Genomic DNA, 19,728 nt, shown 5'->3' with positions numbered 1-19,728 from the left:
TTTTGCGAGGCGGCTTCAGGATTATTGCTGTTCCAGCGCATCGCCAATTTTGATTTTCGCCTCTTTGCGCAGGTTACTCATCAGAGCTTCAAAGACGATTTGTGCGTTGTTTTGGGTAATACCCTGCACCATCGCTTTTTTCTGCTCTTCCGGCATTGAACCTTGTTTCACTTCGTCCAGCGCCAGCAGAACGACATTGCCCTGCATATCGGTCGCCATACCGTAGCTCGGTTTGTCTTTCGCTGGCAGAGGCAGAGCAAATGCCGCCTGGCTAATCGGGTCACGGCCAGAACGGCTTAAGGTTTTCGGCTCACCAAATTTCACACCGGCAGCCTGCATAGCTTCCGCACCTTTGCCCGCTTTCAGATCAACCAGCAGTTTTTCAGCATCCACTTTCGCTTTCTGTTCAGCTTTGTTGTGCTGAACCATCGCTTTAACCTGTTCCTGAACATCTGCCAGCGGTTTAACCGCTTCCGGTTTATGCTCACTGATACGCAGAACGAATGCACGATCGCCGTCTACGGTGATGATGTCAGAGTTGATGCCCGGTGCGCCATTTTCACCAATCAGACCGCCGTTAAAGATAGCGTCCGCCACCGGTTTGAAGTTTAACTCTTCCGGCAGCTTATCTTTGCTGAACCAACCAGTCTGAGTAGCTTTAACGCCCGCTGCCTGCTCTGCACCTGCCAGAGATTCAGTGTCGTTGCTTGCTGCATCGCTTATTTTCTGTTGCAACGCGTAGTATGCATCCAGCGCTTTTTCGTGTTTCACTTTCGCTGCGATTTCGTCACGCACTTCGTCTAACGACTTCACTTTTGCTGGCTGAATGTCATCCAGACGGACGATCAGGAAACCTACCGAGGATTTGATCACACCAGAAAGCTGGCCTTTTTCTTTCAGACCGGCATTTTTCAGTTCGTCTGGGGTGGTGGAGTCTTCTAACCAACCCATATCACCGCCGTTACGGGCAGAGATAATATCAGCAGATTTTTCTTTTGCTAACGCGGCAAAATCACCGCCTTTGTTCAGCGCATCAAGTACAGCTTTCGCTTCATCTTCAGTTTTGGTCTGGATGATGCTGTAGCGCGTGCGCTGCGGCTGGGTGAATTGATCCTGATGCTGATCGTAGTAGCTCTGGATATCCGCATCGCTAACCGGTTGCTGCATTGTAGCGGCATCCAGCTTGATGTAGCTCACGCGGAACTGTTCCGGAGTCATGAAATTGTTTTTGTTTTGCTCGTAGTAGCTGGCGATTTCTGGTTCGGTCACGGCTTGCTTAGCCGCCAGCGCATTAACGTCGATAGTCGCTTCACGCACTACACGTTGTTGAGCGACCAGTGCAGCCAGTTCGTCAGTTTCACCTTTCAGCATAAAATCGGTGCCAGCAACGCCATTAATCAGCTGTTGGGTGGTGAGCTGGTTACGCAGCGCCTGCGCGTACTGATCGGCACTCATTCCCATTCGGTTGAGGATATCGTTGTAGCGGCTGTTATCGAACTTGCCGTCAACCTGGAAAGCCGGGGTCGCGAAAATAGCCTGCTTGACCTGCTCATCGCTGATACCCAGTTTCAGTTCGCGAGCGTACTGATCCAGTAGAGCCTCGTCGATAAGACGATTCAGCACCTGTTGACGCAGGGTTTTCATATAGCCTTCGTTCGCCGCCAGCTCGGAGTATTGATCGCCCAGCTGTTGCTGCATGCGATTACGCTCGCTGTTGAAGGCGTTCTCGAACTGCCCACGGCTGATTTCCTGGTCATTCACTTTTGCGGCGTAGTTATTGCCTCCGCCAATCAGGTAACCACTCACGCCGGTCAATATGAACGACACGATAATGATACCGAAAATAATCTTGAGCACGAGACTGTTTGCAGCCGTGCGTAAGCTGTCCATCATGGTGTAACAACACTCCGCTGTAGATGACTGTATACCTCACGCAACTTATCGCTGCGCGCAAAGGCCTATTGTGACAAGAAACGGGGGCAATTGTCAGCCCACAATGCGCAGAAAGTCACGGAATACAAATAAAAAAGGCACATCAGTAGATGCGCCCTTGAACTTCGTCACATCCCCAATGGGGACAACACTTAGTTTACCGCGTCTTTCAGTGCTTTACCTGCACGGAAGCTCGGTACTTTAGCTGCAGCGATGGTGATCTCTTTACCGGTCTGCGGGTTGCGACCAGTACGGGCAGCACGCTCTTTAACGGCAAAAGTACCAAAACCTACCAGTGCTACATCATCCCCTTCTTTCAGGGATTCAGTTACGGAAGCAATAATAGCATCTAACGCACGGCCAGCCGCAGCTTTAGAGATATCAGCCCCTGCAGCAATCTTGTCAATCAATTGAGATTTATTCACTCTTCTCTTCCTCTTTATAATTTATCTCGCACTTGAATCCTTCAAGGTGCGAACGCGCAGCAGTTATATCAGGCCAGCCATCCCCTTACAACACCCCTTAATAAGGGCAAGCCTAATCCGCCCTCTAACTTAACGAGACAAAAAAAGGCTGGCAAGTCCGAATTTACCTGCCAGCCCTTTTTTTATTAGTGCATTTTGCGCGAGGTCACTATTTTGCGGTTACAACCTGCATGCCAGACGGTTCATTTTGCAACGCGAGAGTCAGAACTTCCTCAATACGTTTCACCGGATGAATGTCCAGATCGGCTATCACGTTGTCTGGAATCTCTTCCAGATCGCGTTTATTTTCGTACGGAATTAACACAGTTTTAATTCCACCACGATGCGCCGCCAGCAGTTTTTCTTTCAAACCGCCGATTGGTAACACTTGGCCACGCAAGGTTATCTCGCCCGTCATCGCCACATCGGCGCGAACCGGGTTACCGGTCAGGCAAGAAACCAGCGCAGTGCACATGGCAATACCAGCGCTCGGACCATCTTTCGGCGTCGCACCTTCCGGTACGTGCACGTGGATGTCGCGTTTTTCGTAAAAATCTGGATTGATCCCCAATTTTTCCGCACGCGCACGAACCACCGTTAACGCCGCCTGAATGGACTCTTGCATCACTTCGCCCAGCGAACCGGTATAAGTGAGTTTACCTTTGCCTGGTACACACGCAGTTTCGATGGTCAGCAAGTCGCCGCCGACTTCTGTCCACGCCAGACCCGTTACCTGACCGACGCGGTTTTCGTTATCCGCGCGACCATAGTCGAAACGTTGTACGCCGAGGTAGTCATGCAGGTTATCGCCGTTAATTTCGATATGTTTTAATGACTTATCGAGAAGTAACTGCTTAACCGCTTTACGGCACAGTTTGGAGATTTCACGCTCCAGACCACGCACGCCTGCCTCACGGGTGTAGTAACGAATAATGCCGATAATGGCGCTATCGTCGACGGTCAGCTCACCTTTTTTCAGTGCATTACGTTCAATCTGCTTCGGCAGCAGGTGACGTTTGGCGATGTTCAGTTTTTCATCTTCGGTATAACCGGAGAGGCGAATCACTTCCATACGATCCAGCAGCGGTGCCGGAATGTTCATGGAGTTCGACGTCGCGACAAACATCACGTCACTCAGGTCGTAATCCACTTCCAGGTAATGGTCGCTGAACGCCACGTTCTGCTCTGGATCCAACACTTCAAGCAGTGCGGAGGCCGGATCGCCACGCATGTCAGAAGACATTTTGTCGATCTCATCGAGCAGGAACAGCGGGTTTTTCACGCCCACTTTCGCCATTTTCTGGATCAATTTACCCGGCATAGAACCGATGTAAGTACGGCGGTGACCGCGGATTTCCGCTTCATCACGCACGCCACCCAGTGCCATACGAACATATTTACGTCCTGTGGCTTTGGCGATGGACTGACCCAGGGACGTTTTACCTACCCCCGGCGGCCCTACCAGGCAGAGGATCGGCCCCTTGATTTTGTTTACACGGCTTTGAACCGCGAGGTACTCAAGGATACGATCTTTCACGCGCTCCAGACCATAATGATCGGTATCGAGGATTTCTTGCGCCTGACGCAGGTCTTTTTTGACCTTGCTACGCGCATTCCACGGCACCTGTACCATCCAGTCGATATAACCACGCACCACGGTTGCTTCTGCCGACATCGGAGACATCATTTTCAGCTTCTGCAGTTCTGCTTCCGCTTTTTCTTTTGCCTCTTTCGGCATTTTCGCCGCGTCGATTTTGCGCTTCAGGGCTTCATTTTCGTCCGGCGCGTCATCCATTTCGCCGAGTTCTTTCTGAATGGCTTTCATCTGCTCGTTCAGATAGTACTCACGCTGGGATTTCTCCATCTGCTTTTTCACGCGGTTACGAATACGTTTCTCAACCTGCAGCAGATCGATTTCCGACTCCATCATCGCCATCAGATATTCCAGACGCTCGTTAACGTCGGACATCTCAAGAACAGACTGTTTATCAGCCAGTTTCAGCGGCATATGCGCGGCAATGGTATCTGCCAGACGCGCAGGATCGTCGATGCTGTTAAGCGACGTCAACACTTCTGGTGGGATTTTCTTATTCAGCTTGATGTAGCCTTCGAACTGGCTGATTGCAGTACGCACCAGCACTTCCTGTTCCCGCTCCTCAATGGTCGGCGATTCCAGATACTCCGCCTTCGCAGAAAAGTGTTCGCCATTGTCAGAGAGCGCAGAAATACGCGCGCGCTGTAACCCCTCGACCAGCACTTTGACGGTGCCGTCAGGCAGCTTCAGCATCTGCAATATAGAGGCCACGGTCCCGACGGTGAAAAGATCGTTTACACCCGGCTCATCCGTTGAAGCTTCTTTCTGCGCGACCAGCATAATTTTTTTATCATGGTCCATCGCCGCTTCCAGACAACGGATAGATTTTTCCCGCCCGACAAATAAGGGGATGACCATGTGCGGATAAACCACCACATCGCGCAGCGGCAATACGGGGATTTCAATGCGTTCAGAACGCTCAGGATTCATAGAGCTCTCTCTTAGTTTAATTTCCGCCAGGTAATCAGATGACACGACTGTGCTTCACGCCATCTATTAACATGTACGTCAGTATATGGGGATGTTTCCCCCACATTCAACGTCGAGAATAGAGGAAAAATGAAAGGGGAGATAAAATCCCCCCTTTTTGGTTAACTGACTGTATGCGAATGGTTAATTATTCACCAGATGCCTGTTGCGCTTCCGGCTTACCATAAATCAGCAGCGGTTTGCTCTGGCCATCAATTACCGATTCGTCGATAACCACTTTTTCGACATCTTCCATGGACGGCAGATCGTACATGGTATCGAGCAGTGCGGCTTCTACGATGGAACGCAGGCCACGGGCACCGGTTTTACGCGCCATCGCTTTCTTAGCGATAGCATCCAGCGCCTCGTCACGGAATTCCAGATCCACGCCTTCCAGATTAAACAGCGCCTGATACTGCTTGGTCAGAGCGTTTTTCGGCTCTTTAAGGATCTGAATCAAGGCTTCTTCGCTCAGTTCATTCAGCGTTGCTACAACTGGCAGACGACCGATGAACTCAGGGATCAGACCAAATTTGATCAGATCTTCCGGTTCTACCTGCGCCAGCAGTTCGCCTTCACTTGCTTTGTCGGACTTCGCTTTTACCGTCGCGCCAAAACCAATGCCAGAGCCGGTTTCTACACGATGGGAAATCACTTTATCCAGACCAGCAAACGCACCACCACAGATAAACAGTATCTTAGAGGTATCTACCTGCAAGAACTCCTGCTGCGGATGCTTACGCCCGCCCTGCGGTGGAACGGCAGCAACTGTACCTTCGATCAGTTTCAACAGTGCCTGCTGTACGCCTTCACCGGAAACGTCACGGGTAATAGACGGGTTGTCAGACTTACGTGAAATCTTGTCAATTTCATCGATGTAGACAATCCCGCGCTGCGCTTTCTGTACGTCGTAGTCGCACTTCTGCAACAGCTTCTGAATGATGTTTTCAACGTCTTCGCCCACATAACCGGCTTCGGTCAGTGTAGTCGCATCGGCCATAGTGAACGGAACATCCAGCAGGCGTGCCAGCGTTTCAGCCAGCAGCGTTTTACCGGAACCGGTCGGACCGATCAGTAGAATGTTACTTTTACCCAACTCGACGCCATTGCTGGTATCGCCATTGCGCAGACGTTTGTAGTGGTTGTATACCGCGACCGCCAGCACTTTTTTCGCCTGTTCCTGACCGATTACGTAATCGTCCAGATGGTTGCGAATTTCATGCGGCGTCGGTAGCGCACTGCGTTCACGATGCGGTGCAACTTCTTTAATCTCTTCGCGAATGATGTCGTTACATAAATCAACACATTCGTCGCAGATATACACGGATGGTCCGGCAATCAGCTTGCGCACTTCATGCTGGCTTTTGCCGCAAAAAGAGCAGTACAACAGTTTGCCTGAGCCATCTTTGCGTTTATCTGTCATGGGTCAAAACCTCTTCTTTGTTCTTTGTGCCGCACACGACGACGCAAATGCCATTCTCAGGCGCAAGTCGCTTATAGCGTTGTGCCGCCCTGGATAAGTATAGCGGCACAGTTGCGCCTCTGGCATCAATTACGATGGGTCAGAATCGAATCGACCAGACCGTATTCCACCGCTTCAGGGGCGGAAAGGAAGCGATCGCGCTCGGTATCTCGTTCAATCTGTTCTAATGATTGACCCGTATGGAGCGCCATAAGTTCATTCATGCGCCCTTTAACTTTCAAAATTTCACGGGCATGAATTTCGATATCGGTCGCCTGGCCCTGATAGCCGCCCAGTGGCTGGTGAATCATCACGCGCGAGTTCGGCAGGCAGAAACGTTTACCTTTTGCCCCTGCGGTCAGCAGGAATGCGCCCATCGAGGCCGCCTGGCCCATACAGATGGTGCTGACATCAGGCTTGATAAACTGCATGGTGTCATAGATAGACATCCCGGCAGTGATCACTCCGCCTGGGGAGTTAATGTACAGATAGATATCTTTTTCTGGGTTTTCCGCTTCCAGGAACAGCATCTGCGCCACAATCAGGTTAGCCATGTGGTCTTCAACCTGGCCAGTCAGAAAAATGACGCGTTCCTTAAGTAGACGAGAATAGATATCAAAAGAGCGCTCACCGCGTGAGGTCTGTTCAATGACCATCGGCACCAGCGCCATATGGGGTGCAAAGTTATCTCGTTCGCCGCTGTATGACATTTCCGTCTCCTGGATAAAATTGAAAAAACCTGCTGTACCGATTGTAACCTTATGGACGGATTATCAGCTAGTCCCTGTGTTATGGGTACGGCATCACCATATTTCAAGCATAACAATCTTTTGTTGTTACGCTAACACCGAAAGAGCGTTTTCGCACGGTTCCATGCAAAATTCATGACAAAAAAAAGCCCACCACCTGGCGGTGACGGGCCTTTGTGCGAATTTAGCGCGTTATGCTGCGTAAATTACGCCTGCTGGTTCATCAGCTCATTGAAAGTGGTTTCTTTTTCAGTCACTTTCGCTTTCGCCAGTACAGCTTCTACAGCCTGTTCTTCCAGAGCAACATTGCGCATGTTGTCCATCAGTTCTTTGTTTTTGCTGTAGAACTCGATAACTTCTTTCGGATCTTCGTACGCAGAAGCCATCTCTTCGATCAGACCTTTCACACGCTCTTCGTCAGCTTTCAGCTCGTTGGTGCGGATAACTTCGCCCAGCAGCAGGCCAACAACTACGCGGCGTTTAGCCTGTTCTTCGAACAGTTCACGCGGCAGTTCCAGCGCTTGTTTCTCGTTGCCACCGAAACGCTGTGCAGCCTGACGACGCAGAACGTCGATTTCGCTGTCGATCAGCGCAGCCGGTACGTCGATGTCGTTAGCTTTTACCAGACCTTCGATCGCCTGAGACTTAACGCGGTTACGGATGGCGCTCTTCAGCTCGCGCTCCATGTTTTTACGCACTTCAGCGCGCAGACCTTCTACAGAACCATCTTCAACGCCGAAACGTTTGATGAATTCTGCAGTCAGTTCCGGCAGTTCACGCTCTTCAACTTTCTTCAGGTTGATAGCGAATTTCGCTGCTTTACCCTTCAGGTTTTCTGCGTGGTATTCTTCCGGGAAGGTCACGTCGATGGTGAACTCTTCGCCAGCTTTGTGGCCTTTGATACCGTCTTCAAAGCCCGGGATCATGCGACCCTGGCCCATCGCCAGTACGAAATCAGACGCTTTACCGCCTTCGAACTCTTCGCCGTCAACTGAACCGATGAAGTCGATGGTTACGCGGTCTTCTGCTTCAACAGCGCCGTCTTTTTCTTTCCAGGTAGCCTGCTGTTTACGCAGAGTATCCAGCATGCCGTCAACGTCAGCGTCGGTCACTTCCACGATCGGTTTTTCAACTTCGATCGCTTCCAGGCCCTGCAGTTCAACTTCCGGATACACTTCAAACTCTACAGAGTAGGTGAAGTCTTCACCCAGCTTGTATTCGCCCGGAACATAGGTCGGTGCGCCAGCCGGATTGATTTTTTCTTTAATGATGGCGTCAATGAAGTTACGGCTCATCAGGTCGCCCAGAACGTCCTGGCGTACAGACGCGCCATAACGCTGAGCAACGATATTCATTGGCACTTTGCCTTTACGGAAGCCGTCAATACGTACTTTTTTCGCAACGTTGACCAGCTCGCTTTTAACAGCGGTTTCGATGCTGTCAGCAGCGATAGTAATCGTTACACGGCGGCCAAGGCCTTGAGTGGTTTCAACTGAAACTTGCATCTTGTTACCTCAAAAAATCACAGTGCTCGGTCAACTCTTACCCCGCAAGCACAGGTTGTTGGCTTCGCGGTACCGGGATGTTCTTATAATCAATCACATTCCCTGTTACCAGAATCATCCCGAAAGCATTCAAATAGGACGCGGCATTATAGCGGCATCACTTTTATGAGTCGAGAACGGTTATTGCGCGCTACCGCGTATTTTTTCACAATTCCCGGGGAATTTTCGTCTGAATGCTGGGCAAAAAGCACAAAATCCAGACAAAACAAAACGGCCCGCAGGCCGTTTTTCATAAAATCTTTAGCAACATACTGGAAAAGCGCTGACGGTTGCAAATGCGTTTTTACGCGATGCTTCCTGCTCCACGACAGGGAGGAGAGGCAAAAATGGTATCCTGCAACCCTTCCCATTCCTTAATAGTGTAAGTATGCAGAGCCAGCGCATGAACGGTAGTAGAGAGTTCCTCCGCTAAAGTACTGTAAATCATTCGATGACGATTCAGAAAACGTTCACCCGTAAAACGATCGCTGACCAGCACAACTTTAAAATGGCTTTCAGAGCCGGCTGGGACATTGTGACGATAGCTTTCATCCACAACTTCGAGGAATACGGGTTGGAACGCCGTCCTTAATTTTTCTTCTATCCGCTCACGTATCATCATGAAATATCTCCTCCGACAACGCTGAGATGTCACCCATCCCTTTAAATACTAGCCGCTTTTACCGTTACCATTACAGCTTAGCAACAAATATTTAGCTTTCGTCCCAGTTTTTCAGTCAACCGTATGAAGTTTACTGATTTAAAGATTAATTCGCAGGCTGCGCACGAGTGATTCTTTTACTCACGGTGATTATTTCGTCAACACGATGAATTTACATGCCTTACCCACTTCCCCTCGTCGTTGGCAATGTTATGATGGCGAGAATTTTTTACCAAACACGCTTACCAGTCTCTGAGAGCCAGAACATGTTCAAAAAAATCCTCTTCCCATTAGTTGCTCTGTTTATGCTTGCAGGATGCGCAACACCACCAACGACGATTGACGTTTCCCCAACGATGACGCTGCCGCAGCAGGATCCAAGCTTGATGGGCGTCACCGTTAGCATTAATGGTGCCGATCAACGTACCGATCAGGCGCTGGCGAAAGTGACCCGCGATAATCAGATTGTCACCCTGACCGCCTCTCGCGATTTGCGTTTCCTGCTGCAAGAAGTGCTGGAAAAACAAATGACCGCGCGTGGTTACATGGTCGGCCCAAATGGTCCGGTTAATCTGCAAATCATCGTTAGCCAACTGTATGCTGACGTGTCCCAGGGTAACGTGCGTTACAATATCGCCACTAAAGCAGATATCGCCATCATCGCCACCGCGCAGAATGGCAACAAGATGACCAAAAACTATCGTGCCAGCTACAACGTTGAAGGCGCTTTTCAGGCTTCCAACAAAAATATCGCCGATGCGGTTAACAGTGTGCTGACCGACACCATTGCTGACATGTCTCAGGACACCAGCATTCACGAATTCATCAAGCAGAACGCGCGTTAATTTCTGCCCTCTGGCCCGGTGCAAGCCGGGCCTGTAGACGCCCATGTCCAGTCAATATTTACGTATTTTCCAACAACCGCGTTCAGCCATTTTGCTGATCCTGGGTTTTGCTTCTGGGCTACCGCTAGCCCTGACATCCGGCACGTTACAGGCGTGGATGACCGTTGAGAATATCGATCTTAAAACCATCGGTTTCTTCTCTCTGGTAGGCCAGGCTTATGTATTTAAATTTCTCTGGTCCCCGCTGATGGACCGCTACACCCCACCGTTCCTCGGACGTCGGCGCGGTTGGCTGCTCGCGACACAAACTCTATTGTTACTGTCCATTGCGGCGATGGGTTTTCTCGAACCTGGTACCCAATTACGCTGGATGGCAGCTCTGGCGGTGGTGATCGCTTTTTGCTCCGCCTCCCAGGATATCGTCTTTGATGCCTGGAAAACGGATGTGCTGCCAGCGGAAGAACGCGGCGCAGGTGCGGCAATCAGCGTGCTGGGGTATCGCCTGGGGATGCTGGTATCCGGCGGCCTGGCTTTATGGCTGGCAGATAAATGGCTGGGCTGGCAAGGCATGTACTGGTTGATGGCAGCGCTGTTGACCCCCTGTATTATCGCGACACTGCTTGCACCAGAACCAACCGACACCATTCCTGTACCCAAAACGCTGGAACGGGCCGTTGTAGCACCATTGCGTGATTTCTTTGGCCGCAATAACGCATGGCTGATTCTGCTTTTAATCGTACTGTACAAACTGGGCGATGCTTTCGCCATGAGCCTGACAACCACGTTTTTGATTCGCGGCGTCGGATTTGATGCCGGCGAAGTGGGTGTAGTTAACAAAACGCTCGGTCTACTGGCGACCATCATCGGCGCATTGTTCGGCGGAATTTTGATGCAGCGCCTGTCATTGTTCCGTGCGCTCATGATTTTCGGCCTTTTACAAGGAGCGTCCAACGCCGGTTACTGGCTACTTTCCGTGACTGATAAGCATCTCTACAGCATGGGCGCGGCTGTCTTTTTCGAAAATCTGTGTGGCGGGATGGGAACATCAGCATTTGTGGCGCTATTAATGACCCTGTGTAATAAGTCATTTTCCGCTACCCAGTTCGCCCTGCTCTCGGCGCTTTCTGCTGTAGGACGGGTTTATGTAGGGCCAGTAGCAGGTTGGTTTGTTGAAGCTCACGGCTGGCCGACGTTCTATCTGTTCTCTGTTGCCGCCGCCGTACCTGGACTTATTTTGCTGCTGGTTTGCCGCCGCACGCTGGAGTACACATGGGTCAATAACGACTTTATCCCTCGTACCGGGTATCCGGCAGGTTATGCCTTTGCCATGTCGACGCTGGCAACGGGCGTCAGTCTGTTAGCCGTGTGGTTACTGCTATTGACGATGGACGCGCTGGATTTGACCCACTTCTCTTTCCTGCCTGCTCTGCTGGAAGTCGGCGTTTTAGTCGCCCTGGGCGGAGTCGTGCTTGGTGGTTTGCTGGATTATCTGGCACTACGAAAAACACATCTGACGTAATCTGTGAATATTATTTAGCTGTAGTAATCACCCGGCGTAATTATTACGGCTAAATAAACATCAGCATCGCTTAATAATATTTGTTCTTTTGTGCGGCTTAGATTTCTAAAATTATTGACGACATTTATAGATTCTATTTTTCTTACACGATTCAGCTAATGACACTTTATTTCCCCTCACCTGAGTTGTCACTTCAATGATAATTATTTGTTAAATAATTGTTTTATTTTGAGATTGGTTATACCAATTGCCCTGCTACCCCCCTTCCGCGCGCCCCTTTCGTTATAACGCCCTTTTGCAACAGCTTCTTAAAACCAACTTGATATGTTTTGCAACATATGTGACCTGGCAGCCAAATCCAAGTAACAGGAATTTAATCATGTTTACAGTAATGTAACCTTCCCGTAAAATGCCCACACACTTTAAACGCCACCAGATCCCGTGGAATTGAGGTCGTTAAATGAGACTCAGGAAATACAATAAAAGTTTGGGATGGTTGTCATTATTTGCAGGCACTGTATTGCTCAGTGGTTGTAATTCTGCGCTGTTAGATCCCAAAGGACAGATTGGTCTGGAGCAACGTTCACTGATACTGACGGCATTTGGCCTGATGTTGATTGTCGTTATTCCCGCAATCTTGATGGCTGTTGGTTTCGCCTGGAAGTACCGTGCGAGCAATAAAGATGCTAAGTACAGCCCGAACTGGTCACACTCCAATAAAGTGGAAGCTGTGGTCTGGACGGTACCTATCTTAATCATCATCTTCCTTGCGGTACTGACCTGGAAAACTACTCACGCTCTTGAGCCTAGCAAGCCGCTGGCACATGACGAGAAGCCCATTACCATCGAAGTGGTTTCCATGGACTGGAAATGGTTCTTCATCTACCCGGAACAGGGAATTGCTACCGTGAATGAAATCGCTTTCCCGGCGAACACTCCGGTGTACTTCAAAGTGACCTCCAACTCCGTGATGAACTCCTTCTTCATTCCGCGTCTGGGTAGCCAGATTTATGCCATGGCCGGTATGCAGACTCGCCTGCATCTGATCGCCAACGAACCCGGTACTTATGACGGTATCTCCGCCAGCTACAGCGGTCCGGGCTTCTCAGGCATGAAGTTCAAAGCTATCGCAACGCCGGATCGCGCCGAATTCGACCAGTGGGTCGCAAAAGCGAAACAGTCGCCGAACAGCATGTCTGACATGGCAGCGTTCGAAAAACTGGCCGCGCCTAGCGAATACAACCAGGTGGAATATTTCTCCAACGTGAAACCAGACTTGTTTGCCGATGTGATTAATAAGTTTATGGCTCACGGTAAGAGCATGGACATGACCCAGCCAGAAGGTGAGCACAGCGCACACGAAGGTATGGAAGGCATGGACATGAGCCACGCGGAATCCGCCCATTAAAGGGGTTGAGGAAGAATAAAGATGTTCGGAAAATTATCACTTGATGCAGTCCCGTACCATGAACCTATCGTCATGGTTACGATCGCTGGCATTATTTTGGGAGGTCTGGCGCTCGTTGGCCTGATCACTTACTTCGGTAAGTGGACCTACCTGTGGAAAGAGTGGCTGACCTCCGTCGACCATAAACGCCTCGGTATCATGTATATCATCGTGGCGATTGTGATGTTGCTGCGTGGTTTTGCTGACGCCATTATGATGCGTAGCCAGCAGGCCCTTGCCTCGGCGGGTGAAGCGGGCTTCCTGCCACCTCACCACTACGATCAGATCTTCACCGCGCACGGCGTGATTATGATCTTCTTCGTGGCGATGCCTTTCGTTATCGGTCTGATGAACCTGGTGGTTCCGCTGCAGATCGGCGCGCGTGACGTTGCGTTCCCGTTCCTCAACAACTTAAGCTTCTGGTTTACCGTTGTTGGTGTGATTCTGGTTAACGTTTCTCTCGGCGTGGGCGAATTTGCGCAGACCGGCTGGCTGGCCTATCCACCACTATCGGGAATAGAGTACAGTCCGGGAGTCGGTGTCGATTACTGGATATGGAGTCTCCAGCTATCCGGTATAGGTACGACGCTAACCGGTATCAACTTCTTCGTTACCATTCTGAAGATGCGTGCACCGGGCATGACCATGTTTAAGATGCCGGTATTTACTTGGGCATCACTGTGCGCAAACATTCTGATTATTGCTTCCTTCCCAATTCTGACGGTTACCGTCGCGTTGTTGACCCTGGATCGCTATCTGGGCACCCATTTCTTTACCAACGATATGGGTGGCAACATGATGATGTACATCAACCTGATTTGGGCCTGGGGCCATCCGGAAGTTTACATCCTGATCCTGCCTGTTTTCGGTGTGTTCTCCGAAATTGCGGCAACCTTCTCGCGTAAACGCCTGTTTGGTTATACCTCGCTGGTATGGGCAACCGTCTGTATCACCGTGCTGTCGTTCATCGTCTGGCTGCACCACTTCTTTACGATGGGTGCGGGCGCGAACGTAAACGCCTTCTTTGGTATCACCACCATGATTATCGCCATCCCGACCGGGGTGAAGATCTTCAACTGGCTGTTCACCATGTATCAGGGCCGTATCGTGTTCCATTCTGCGATGCTGTGGACCATCGGCTTTATCGTCACCTTCTCGGTGGGCGGTATGACGGGTGTGCTGCTGGCAGTACCGGGCGCGGACTTCGTTCTGCATAACAGCCTGTTCCTGATTGCGCACTTCCATAACGTTATCATCGGCGGCGTGGTCTTCGGCTGCTTCGCAGGGATGACCTACTGGTGGCCTAAAGCGTTCGGTTTCAAACTGAACGAAACCTGGGGTAAACGCGCGTTCTGGTTCTGGATCATCGGCTTCTTCGTTGCCTTTATGCCGCTGTATGCGCTGGGCTTCATGGGTATGACTCGTCGTTTGAGCCAGCAGATTGACCCGCAGTTCCACACCATGCTGATGATTGCAGCCAGCGGTGCAGTACTGATTGCGCTGGGTATTCTCTGCCTCGTGATTCAGATGTACGTTTCTATTCGTGACCGCGACCAGAACCGTGACCTGACTGGCGACCCGTGGGGTGGCCGTACGCTGGAGTGGGCAACCTCTTCCCCGCCTCCGTTCTATAACTTTGCCGTTGTGCCGCACGTTCACGAACGTGATGCATTCTGGGAAATGAAAGAGAAAGGCGAAGCGTACAAAAAGCCTGACCACTATGAAGAAATTCATATGCCGAAAAACAGCGGCGCCGGTATCGTCATTGCGGCTTTCTCCACCATCTTCGGTTTCGCCATGATCTGGCATATCTGGTGGCTGGCGATTGTTGGCTTCGCAGGCATGATCATCACCTGGATCGTGAAAAGCTTCGACGAGGACGTGGATTACTACGTGCCGGTGGCAGAAATCGAAAAACTGGAAAACCAGCATTTCGATGAGATTACTAAGGCAGGGCTGAAAAATGGCAACTGATACTTTGACGCACGCGACTGCCCACGCGCACGAACACGGGCACCACGATGCAGGCGGAACCAAAATCTTCGGATTTTGGATCTACCTGATGAGCGACTGCATTCTGTTCTCTATCTTGTTTGCTACCTATGCCGTTCTGGTGAACGGCACCGCAGGCGGCCCGACAGGTAAGGACATTTTCGAACTGCCGTTCGTTCTGGTTGAAACTTTCTTGCTGTTGTTCAGCTCCATCACCTACGGCATGGCGGCTATCGCCATGTACAAAAACAACAAAAGCCAGGTTATCTCCTGGCTGGCGTTGACCTGGTTGTTTGGTGCCGGATTTATCGGGATGGAACTCTATGAATTCCATCACCTGATTGTTAACGGCATGGGCCCGGATCGCAGCGGCTTCCTGTCAGCGTTCTTTGCGCTGGTTGGTACCCACGGTCTGCACGTCACTTCCGGTCTTATCTGGATGGCGGTGCTGATGGTGCAAATCGCCCGTCGCGGCCTGACCAGCACTAACCGTACCCGCATCATGTGCCTGAGCTTGTTCTGGCACTTCCTGGATGTGGTTTGGATCTGTGTGTTCACTGTTGTTTATCTGATGGGGGCGATGTAATGAGTCATTCTAACGAACATAGCGGCGCATCCCATGGCAGCGTAAAAACCTACATGACAGGCTTTATCCTGTCGGTAATCCTGACGGTGATTCCGTTCTGGATGGTAATGACAGGGGCTGCCTCTCCGGCCGTAATTCTGGGAACAATCCTGGCAATGGCAGTGGTACAGGTTCTGGTGCATCTGGTGTGCTTCCTGCACATGAATACCAAATCAGATGAAGGCTGGAACATGACGGCGTTTGTCTTCACCGTGCTAATCATCGCTATCCTGGTTGTAGGCTCCATCTGGATTATGTGGAACCTCAACTACAACATGATGATGCACTAAGAGCGGCGGTTATGATGTTTAAGCAATACCTGCAAGTAACGAAACCAGGCATCATCTTTGGCAACCTGATCTCGGTGATTGGGGGATTCCTGTTGGCCTCAAAGGGCAGCATTGATTATCCCCTGTTTATCTACACGCTGGTTGGGGTGTCACTGGTTGTGGCGTCGGGTTGTGTGTTTAACAACTACATCGACAGGGATATCGACAGAAAGATGGAAAGGACGAAGAATCGGGTGCTGGTTAAAGGCCTGATCTCTCCTGCTGTCTCGCTGGTGTACGCCACCTTGCTGGGTATTGCTGGCTTTATGCTGCTGTGGTTTGGCGCGAATCCGCTGGCCTGCTGGCTGGGGGTGATGGGCTTCGTGGTTTATGTCGGCGTTTATAGCCTGTACATGAAACGCCACTCGGTCTACGGCACATTGATTGGTTCGCTCTCCGGCGCTGCGCCACCGGTGATCGGCTACTGTGCGGTAACCGGCGAGTTCGATAGCGGCGCAGCGATCCTGCTGGCTATCTTCAGCCTGTGGCAGATGCCTCACTCCTATGCCATCGCCATTTTCCGCTTTAAGGATTATCAGGCGGCGAACATTCCGGTACTGCCGGTGGTAAAAGGCATTTCGGTAGCGAAGAATCACATCACGCTGTATATCATCGCCTTTGCCGTTGCCACGCTGATGCTCTCTCTTGGCGGTTACGCTGGGTATAAATATCTGGTGGTCGCCGCAGCGGTTAGCGTCTGGTGGTTAGGCATGGCCCTACGCGGTTATAAAGTCGCTGATGACAGAATCTGGGCGCGTAAGCTGTTCGGCTTCTCTATCATCGCCATCACCGCCCTCTCGGTAATGATGTCCGTTGATTTTATGGTGCCGGACTCGCATACGCTGCTGGCGTCTGTTTGGTAAATCTTATCGTCATCAAAAAACCCGCTTACTCTGGCGGGTTTTTTATTGCCCCCACTTTTAGCAGATCCACTTCTTTACCCTTTATCGTTGCCGTTGCGGCAATAATGCGAGTCTTCACCTGTGAACACATTTTCGACTCAAAATCGGATCTATAAAGAAGGAGCAATGAATTGCTGCTAAACGAACCGATTATGTAATCAGTAAAGTTAATATTCAGCCGGTTTAAGCCGAAAGGCTTGAAACCAACCGTTTGGATAATTTCTTTACCAGACGGACTCTTAATGTTGTACGTAACACGAAGATTGGCCACTTCGCCTAATTTATTGGTTTCGGCAAAGAGGCTGTCCATACAGGAAAAGCTCTCATCTAAAAAATTATCCCGCATTCCAGAATGGGTAATTGTGATGGCTGGCAACATATCATCAACCGTTTTTCTGTCAATCATGTCTTTTCGACAGGCGGCAAGAAAGTTCTGCGGGCCACCATAAATGTGGACACCCTTATCAAGATATTCCTTCGCTTTCTTACAATCTACCTCAACATACTGACCATTGGCGTACATCATACCCAATCTGGACCATGCTAAATTTATACCGTGTTGCGCGGCCTGATTAAATAACACATACGCTTTGGCATAATCCACCCGCACCTGCTCACCGTCGTAGTAGATATCCCCCAGCGCTAACGGAGCTTCTCTGTCACCTTGTTTAGCGGCTAACTCGAACCATTTAATGGCTTCCTGAACGTTGGGTTTCGTATCGTAGCGGGGCTGATGATATTCCCAGCCTAACAGGCTTTGCGCGTCGACATCCCCCGACTCAGCCATTTTATGTAGTGTACTTATAACATCGGGGGCTGGCTTTTTACTGTATATGCTGTCATACAATTCATGCGCTTTCTCGCTTGCCACCACGCCTGGTGGAACTATCAACATTAAAGAAAACAATATTCTTTTAGGCAACATAAAATATCCCTTATTTATCTTGCACCTGAATATGCTCTTCTTTTAACAAGTCGCGTTGTTTCCCATTCAGTATCGTCGTCGCAGATTTAACAGAATAAGTTAAATCATGAAAATCGCATAAATTACGATTATAAACTGGGATATCTATATAGGTCTGTCTTATATGAGTGGAGTTATTGTACATACCCACGCCAAGTGTATTTAGACTAAAAGGCGGTACGACAATGGTATATTCTTCACTGATACCTTCACTTCCCTTTAGCTCAAGCGTCAACTGCAAATTAGTTATACCACTGATTTTATCAGCATTAATTTTAATACTGACATCGCATATTTTTGGTTTTTCATTTGCGTTAAAACCATAGGTCCCGTAATGTTTTAACGTGAGATAAGGTAAAATATCACCCTGTGTTTCTCGGATTTTCTGATCTTGATTACAACGGTTTAAATATTCATCCTTACTGAATTTCAATGAATATTTCCCCGCACCTTTTTCGTAATAATCCCAGGCCTTATCACAATCAAGCCTTTCACCTAATCCGTTGTAATACATCCAACTTAACCACAATGCGGCTTTTTTTGCCCCTTGCTGTTCAGCCTTGTTAAAAAGCACGCTCGCTTTAGAATAATCAACTTCGCCGGTCAACCCAGAATAGTATATATTCCCCAGGGCTACTAATGCTTTTTCGTCATTCTTATTTGCAGCTAATTCGTACCATTTTTTGGCTTCGACAGCATCAATCTTTAAACCAGCACTGCCATTTTCGTAGGCATCGCCCATGGTATACTGCGCCATCGGATAACCTTTTTCTGCCGCAGTGCGAAACCATTGCAGTGCTTTCTTTTTGGTGTCTAAAGAACGTCTATCATCAGAAGGTGAAAAATCATCGAGATAAAGATTTCCGACAATATAATCCATTTTTGGGTCGTCTTCCTGCGCCCATAGAGTCGCCAGACGCAAAATTTCCGGTTTACTGAAACCAATTCGCCCCCAAAAAAGCAAATCATTCTCGGGTGCCTGACCGACATAACGACTGACAAATTCAATTAAACTCGCCCGTTTCGTTTTGTCTGTCTCGGCCCCGGATTTCAATTCATAGGCCTGATTGATTATTTTATTCATCAAATCAGGAGGGATATTAAGATCGTCAGTTTTCGACTTACTGGCATACATCTGTGCTCGTGTCACGTCCAGGGTTACGCCTTTACCATATTGAAGGAAATAACGTGCATTATAACAACCGTATTCTCCCCCCTGGTTACAGGCTTTCTCATACCACTGAATCGCCTTTGGGATGTCAACAGATACTGTCACTCCGTGTTCATAAATAAATCCCAGTAGCACTAGCGCCTGCGTGTTATTGGAGTCAGCTAATTTTTGCAGTTCTTTTAACGCCATCCGATCTTTATTGACAATACGTTCATACAGTTGATTAATATCCGTTGAAGCATGACAAAAAGAAGCCAGAGACAAACCAAATGATAATAAAATAACTTTACCAGACCACATATATAACCCCTTATTATACCTAACCACCAAACATCCACTTCATGAATAAATACACTGCCATAACGGCCCAGGTAATAAGCACGCATTTAAGCTGAAACAGCATAATCAGTGCCTCCTACACCTCTATTTATTGAGTTAAAATAACATCATCCTTTGATAAAAAGTTACATGCCACTCAATAAAGCCAAAAATAATGTCATTGCCTGGAGGATAAAATCATGTGAGCTTTTCATTTGTTATATTTAACGCACAAAGTATT

General features: G+C 49.4%; 16 protein-coding genes. 7 read left to right on the top strand and 9 right to left on the bottom strand.

The genetic code is table 11. The annotated features are described in order from the left end of the window. Nucleotides 1–21: 21 nt before the first annotated feature. From ppiD to bolA, 7 genes are all read right to left on the bottom strand, one after another. The gene (gene ppiD / locus FEK46_RS14065; protein WP_135560005.1) at nt 22–1,893 is read right to left on the bottom strand and encodes a peptidylprolyl isomerase; all 1,872 of its coding nucleotides are present in this window, start codon (nt 1,891–1,893) and stop codon (nt 22–24) included. Between the two features lie 191 nt (nt 1,894–2,084). Continuing rightward, on the bottom strand, nt 2,085–2,375 hold the full coding sequence (gene hupB, locus FEK46_RS14060) for a nucleoid-associated protein HU-beta (protein ID WP_254892905.1): 291 nt from the start codon (nt 2,373–2,375) through the stop codon (nt 2,085–2,087). A 190-nt stretch (nt 2,376–2,565) separates the two neighbouring features. After that, nucleotides 2,566–4,920, bottom strand: coding sequence for an endopeptidase La (gene lon / locus FEK46_RS14055; protein ID WP_064527151.1), 2,355 nt, complete (start codon nt 4,918–4,920; stop codon nt 2,566–2,568). 187 nt (nt 4,921–5,107) lie between these two features. Next, nucleotides 5,108–6,382: an ATP-dependent protease ATP-binding subunit ClpX gene (gene clpX / locus FEK46_RS14050; protein ID WP_000130305.1), complete on the bottom strand. Its 1,275-nt coding sequence runs from the start codon at nt 6,380–6,382 to the stop codon at nt 5,108–5,110. Nucleotides 6,383–6,507: 125 nt separating this feature from the next. After that, the gene (gene clpP, locus FEK46_RS14045) at nt 6,508–7,131 is read right to left on the bottom strand and encodes an ATP-dependent Clp endopeptidase proteolytic subunit ClpP (protein ID WP_000122253.1); all 624 of its coding nucleotides are present in this window, start codon (nt 7,129–7,131) and stop codon (nt 6,508–6,510) included. A 245-nt stretch (nt 7,132–7,376) separates the two neighbouring features. Further along, the gene (gene tig / locus FEK46_RS14040; protein WP_032362268.1) at nt 7,377–8,675 is read right to left on the bottom strand and encodes a trigger factor; all 1,299 of its coding nucleotides are present in this window, start codon (nt 8,673–8,675) and stop codon (nt 7,377–7,379) included. 343 nt (nt 8,676–9,018) lie between these two features. Next, nucleotides 9,019–9,336, bottom strand: coding sequence for a transcriptional regulator BolA (gene bolA / locus FEK46_RS14035; RefSeq protein ID WP_000973459.1), 318 nt, complete (start codon nt 9,334–9,336; stop codon nt 9,019–9,021). 305 nt (nt 9,337–9,641) lie between these two features. On the opposite strand from bolA, the gene FEK46_RS14030 reads away from it, so the two are divergent. From FEK46_RS14030 to cyoE, 7 genes are all read left to right on the top strand, one after another. Further along, the gene (locus FEK46_RS14030) at nt 9,642–10,220 is read left to right on the top strand and encodes a lipoprotein (RefSeq protein WP_130206262.1); all 579 of its coding nucleotides are present in this window, start codon (nt 9,642–9,644) and stop codon (nt 10,218–10,220) included. A 43-nt stretch (nt 10,221–10,263) separates the two neighbouring features. Next, nucleotides 10,264–11,739 carry a muropeptide MFS transporter AmpG gene (gene ampG / locus FEK46_RS14025; RefSeq protein WP_135560006.1) on the top strand — a complete coding sequence of 492 codons (1,476 nt, stop codon included), beginning with the start codon at nt 10,264–10,266 and terminating at the stop codon, nt 11,737–11,739. 460 nt (nt 11,740–12,199) lie between these two features. Next, nucleotides 12,200–13,147 (top strand): cytochrome o ubiquinol oxidase subunit II, encoded by a 948-nt coding sequence (gene cyoA / locus FEK46_RS14020; protein ID WP_001239440.1) that lies wholly within the window; start codon nt 12,200–12,202, stop codon nt 13,145–13,147. Between the two features lie 21 nt (nt 13,148–13,168). Beyond that, complete coding sequence (cyoB, locus tag FEK46_RS14015) at nt 13,169–15,160, top strand: cytochrome o ubiquinol oxidase subunit I (RefSeq protein ID WP_130258542.1); 1,992 nt, start codon at nt 13,169–13,171, stop codon at nt 15,158–15,160. After that, a complete protein-coding gene (locus FEK46_RS14010) occupies nt 15,150–15,764 on the top strand; it encodes a cytochrome o ubiquinol oxidase subunit III (RefSeq protein ID WP_032328763.1) in 615 nt (204 codons plus the stop codon). The genes cyoB and FEK46_RS14010 overlap by 11 nt, the downstream gene beginning before the upstream one ends. Next, the gene (locus tag FEK46_RS14005) at nt 15,764–16,093 is read left to right on the top strand and encodes a cytochrome o ubiquinol oxidase subunit IV (protein WP_130206254.1); all 330 of its coding nucleotides are present in this window, start codon (nt 15,764–15,766) and stop codon (nt 16,091–16,093) included. Before FEK46_RS14010 ends, FEK46_RS14005 begins: the two co-directional genes overlap by 1 nt. Before the next feature lie 11 nt (nt 16,094–16,104). After that, nucleotides 16,105–16,995, top strand: coding sequence for a heme o synthase (gene cyoE, locus FEK46_RS14000; RefSeq protein WP_130206252.1), 891 nt, complete (start codon nt 16,105–16,107; stop codon nt 16,993–16,995). A 25-nt stretch (nt 16,996–17,020) separates the two neighbouring features. Here cyoE and FEK46_RS13995 read toward each other — a convergent pair whose 3' ends face one another. Together FEK46_RS13995 and FEK46_RS13990 are read right to left on the bottom strand one after the other, a co-directional pair. Next, nucleotides 17,021–17,959: a tetratricopeptide repeat protein gene (locus tag FEK46_RS13995; RefSeq protein WP_130206250.1), complete on the bottom strand. Its 939-nt coding sequence runs from the start codon at nt 17,957–17,959 to the stop codon at nt 17,021–17,023. 10 nt (nt 17,960–17,969) lie between these two features. Further along, complete coding sequence (locus FEK46_RS13990; protein WP_135560007.1) at nt 17,970–19,469, bottom strand: SEL1-like repeat protein; 1,500 nt, start codon at nt 19,467–19,469, stop codon at nt 17,970–17,972. Between the last annotated feature and the right edge of the window lie 259 nt (nt 19,470–19,728).

Source organism: Escherichia sp. E4736 (assembly GCF_005781225.1).
Taxonomy (GTDB): Bacteria; Pseudomonadota; Gammaproteobacteria; order Enterobacterales; family Enterobacteriaceae; genus Escherichia.
Note: the sequence above shows the minus strand (reverse complement) of the source record. Positions and strands in the feature narration are given on the sequence as shown.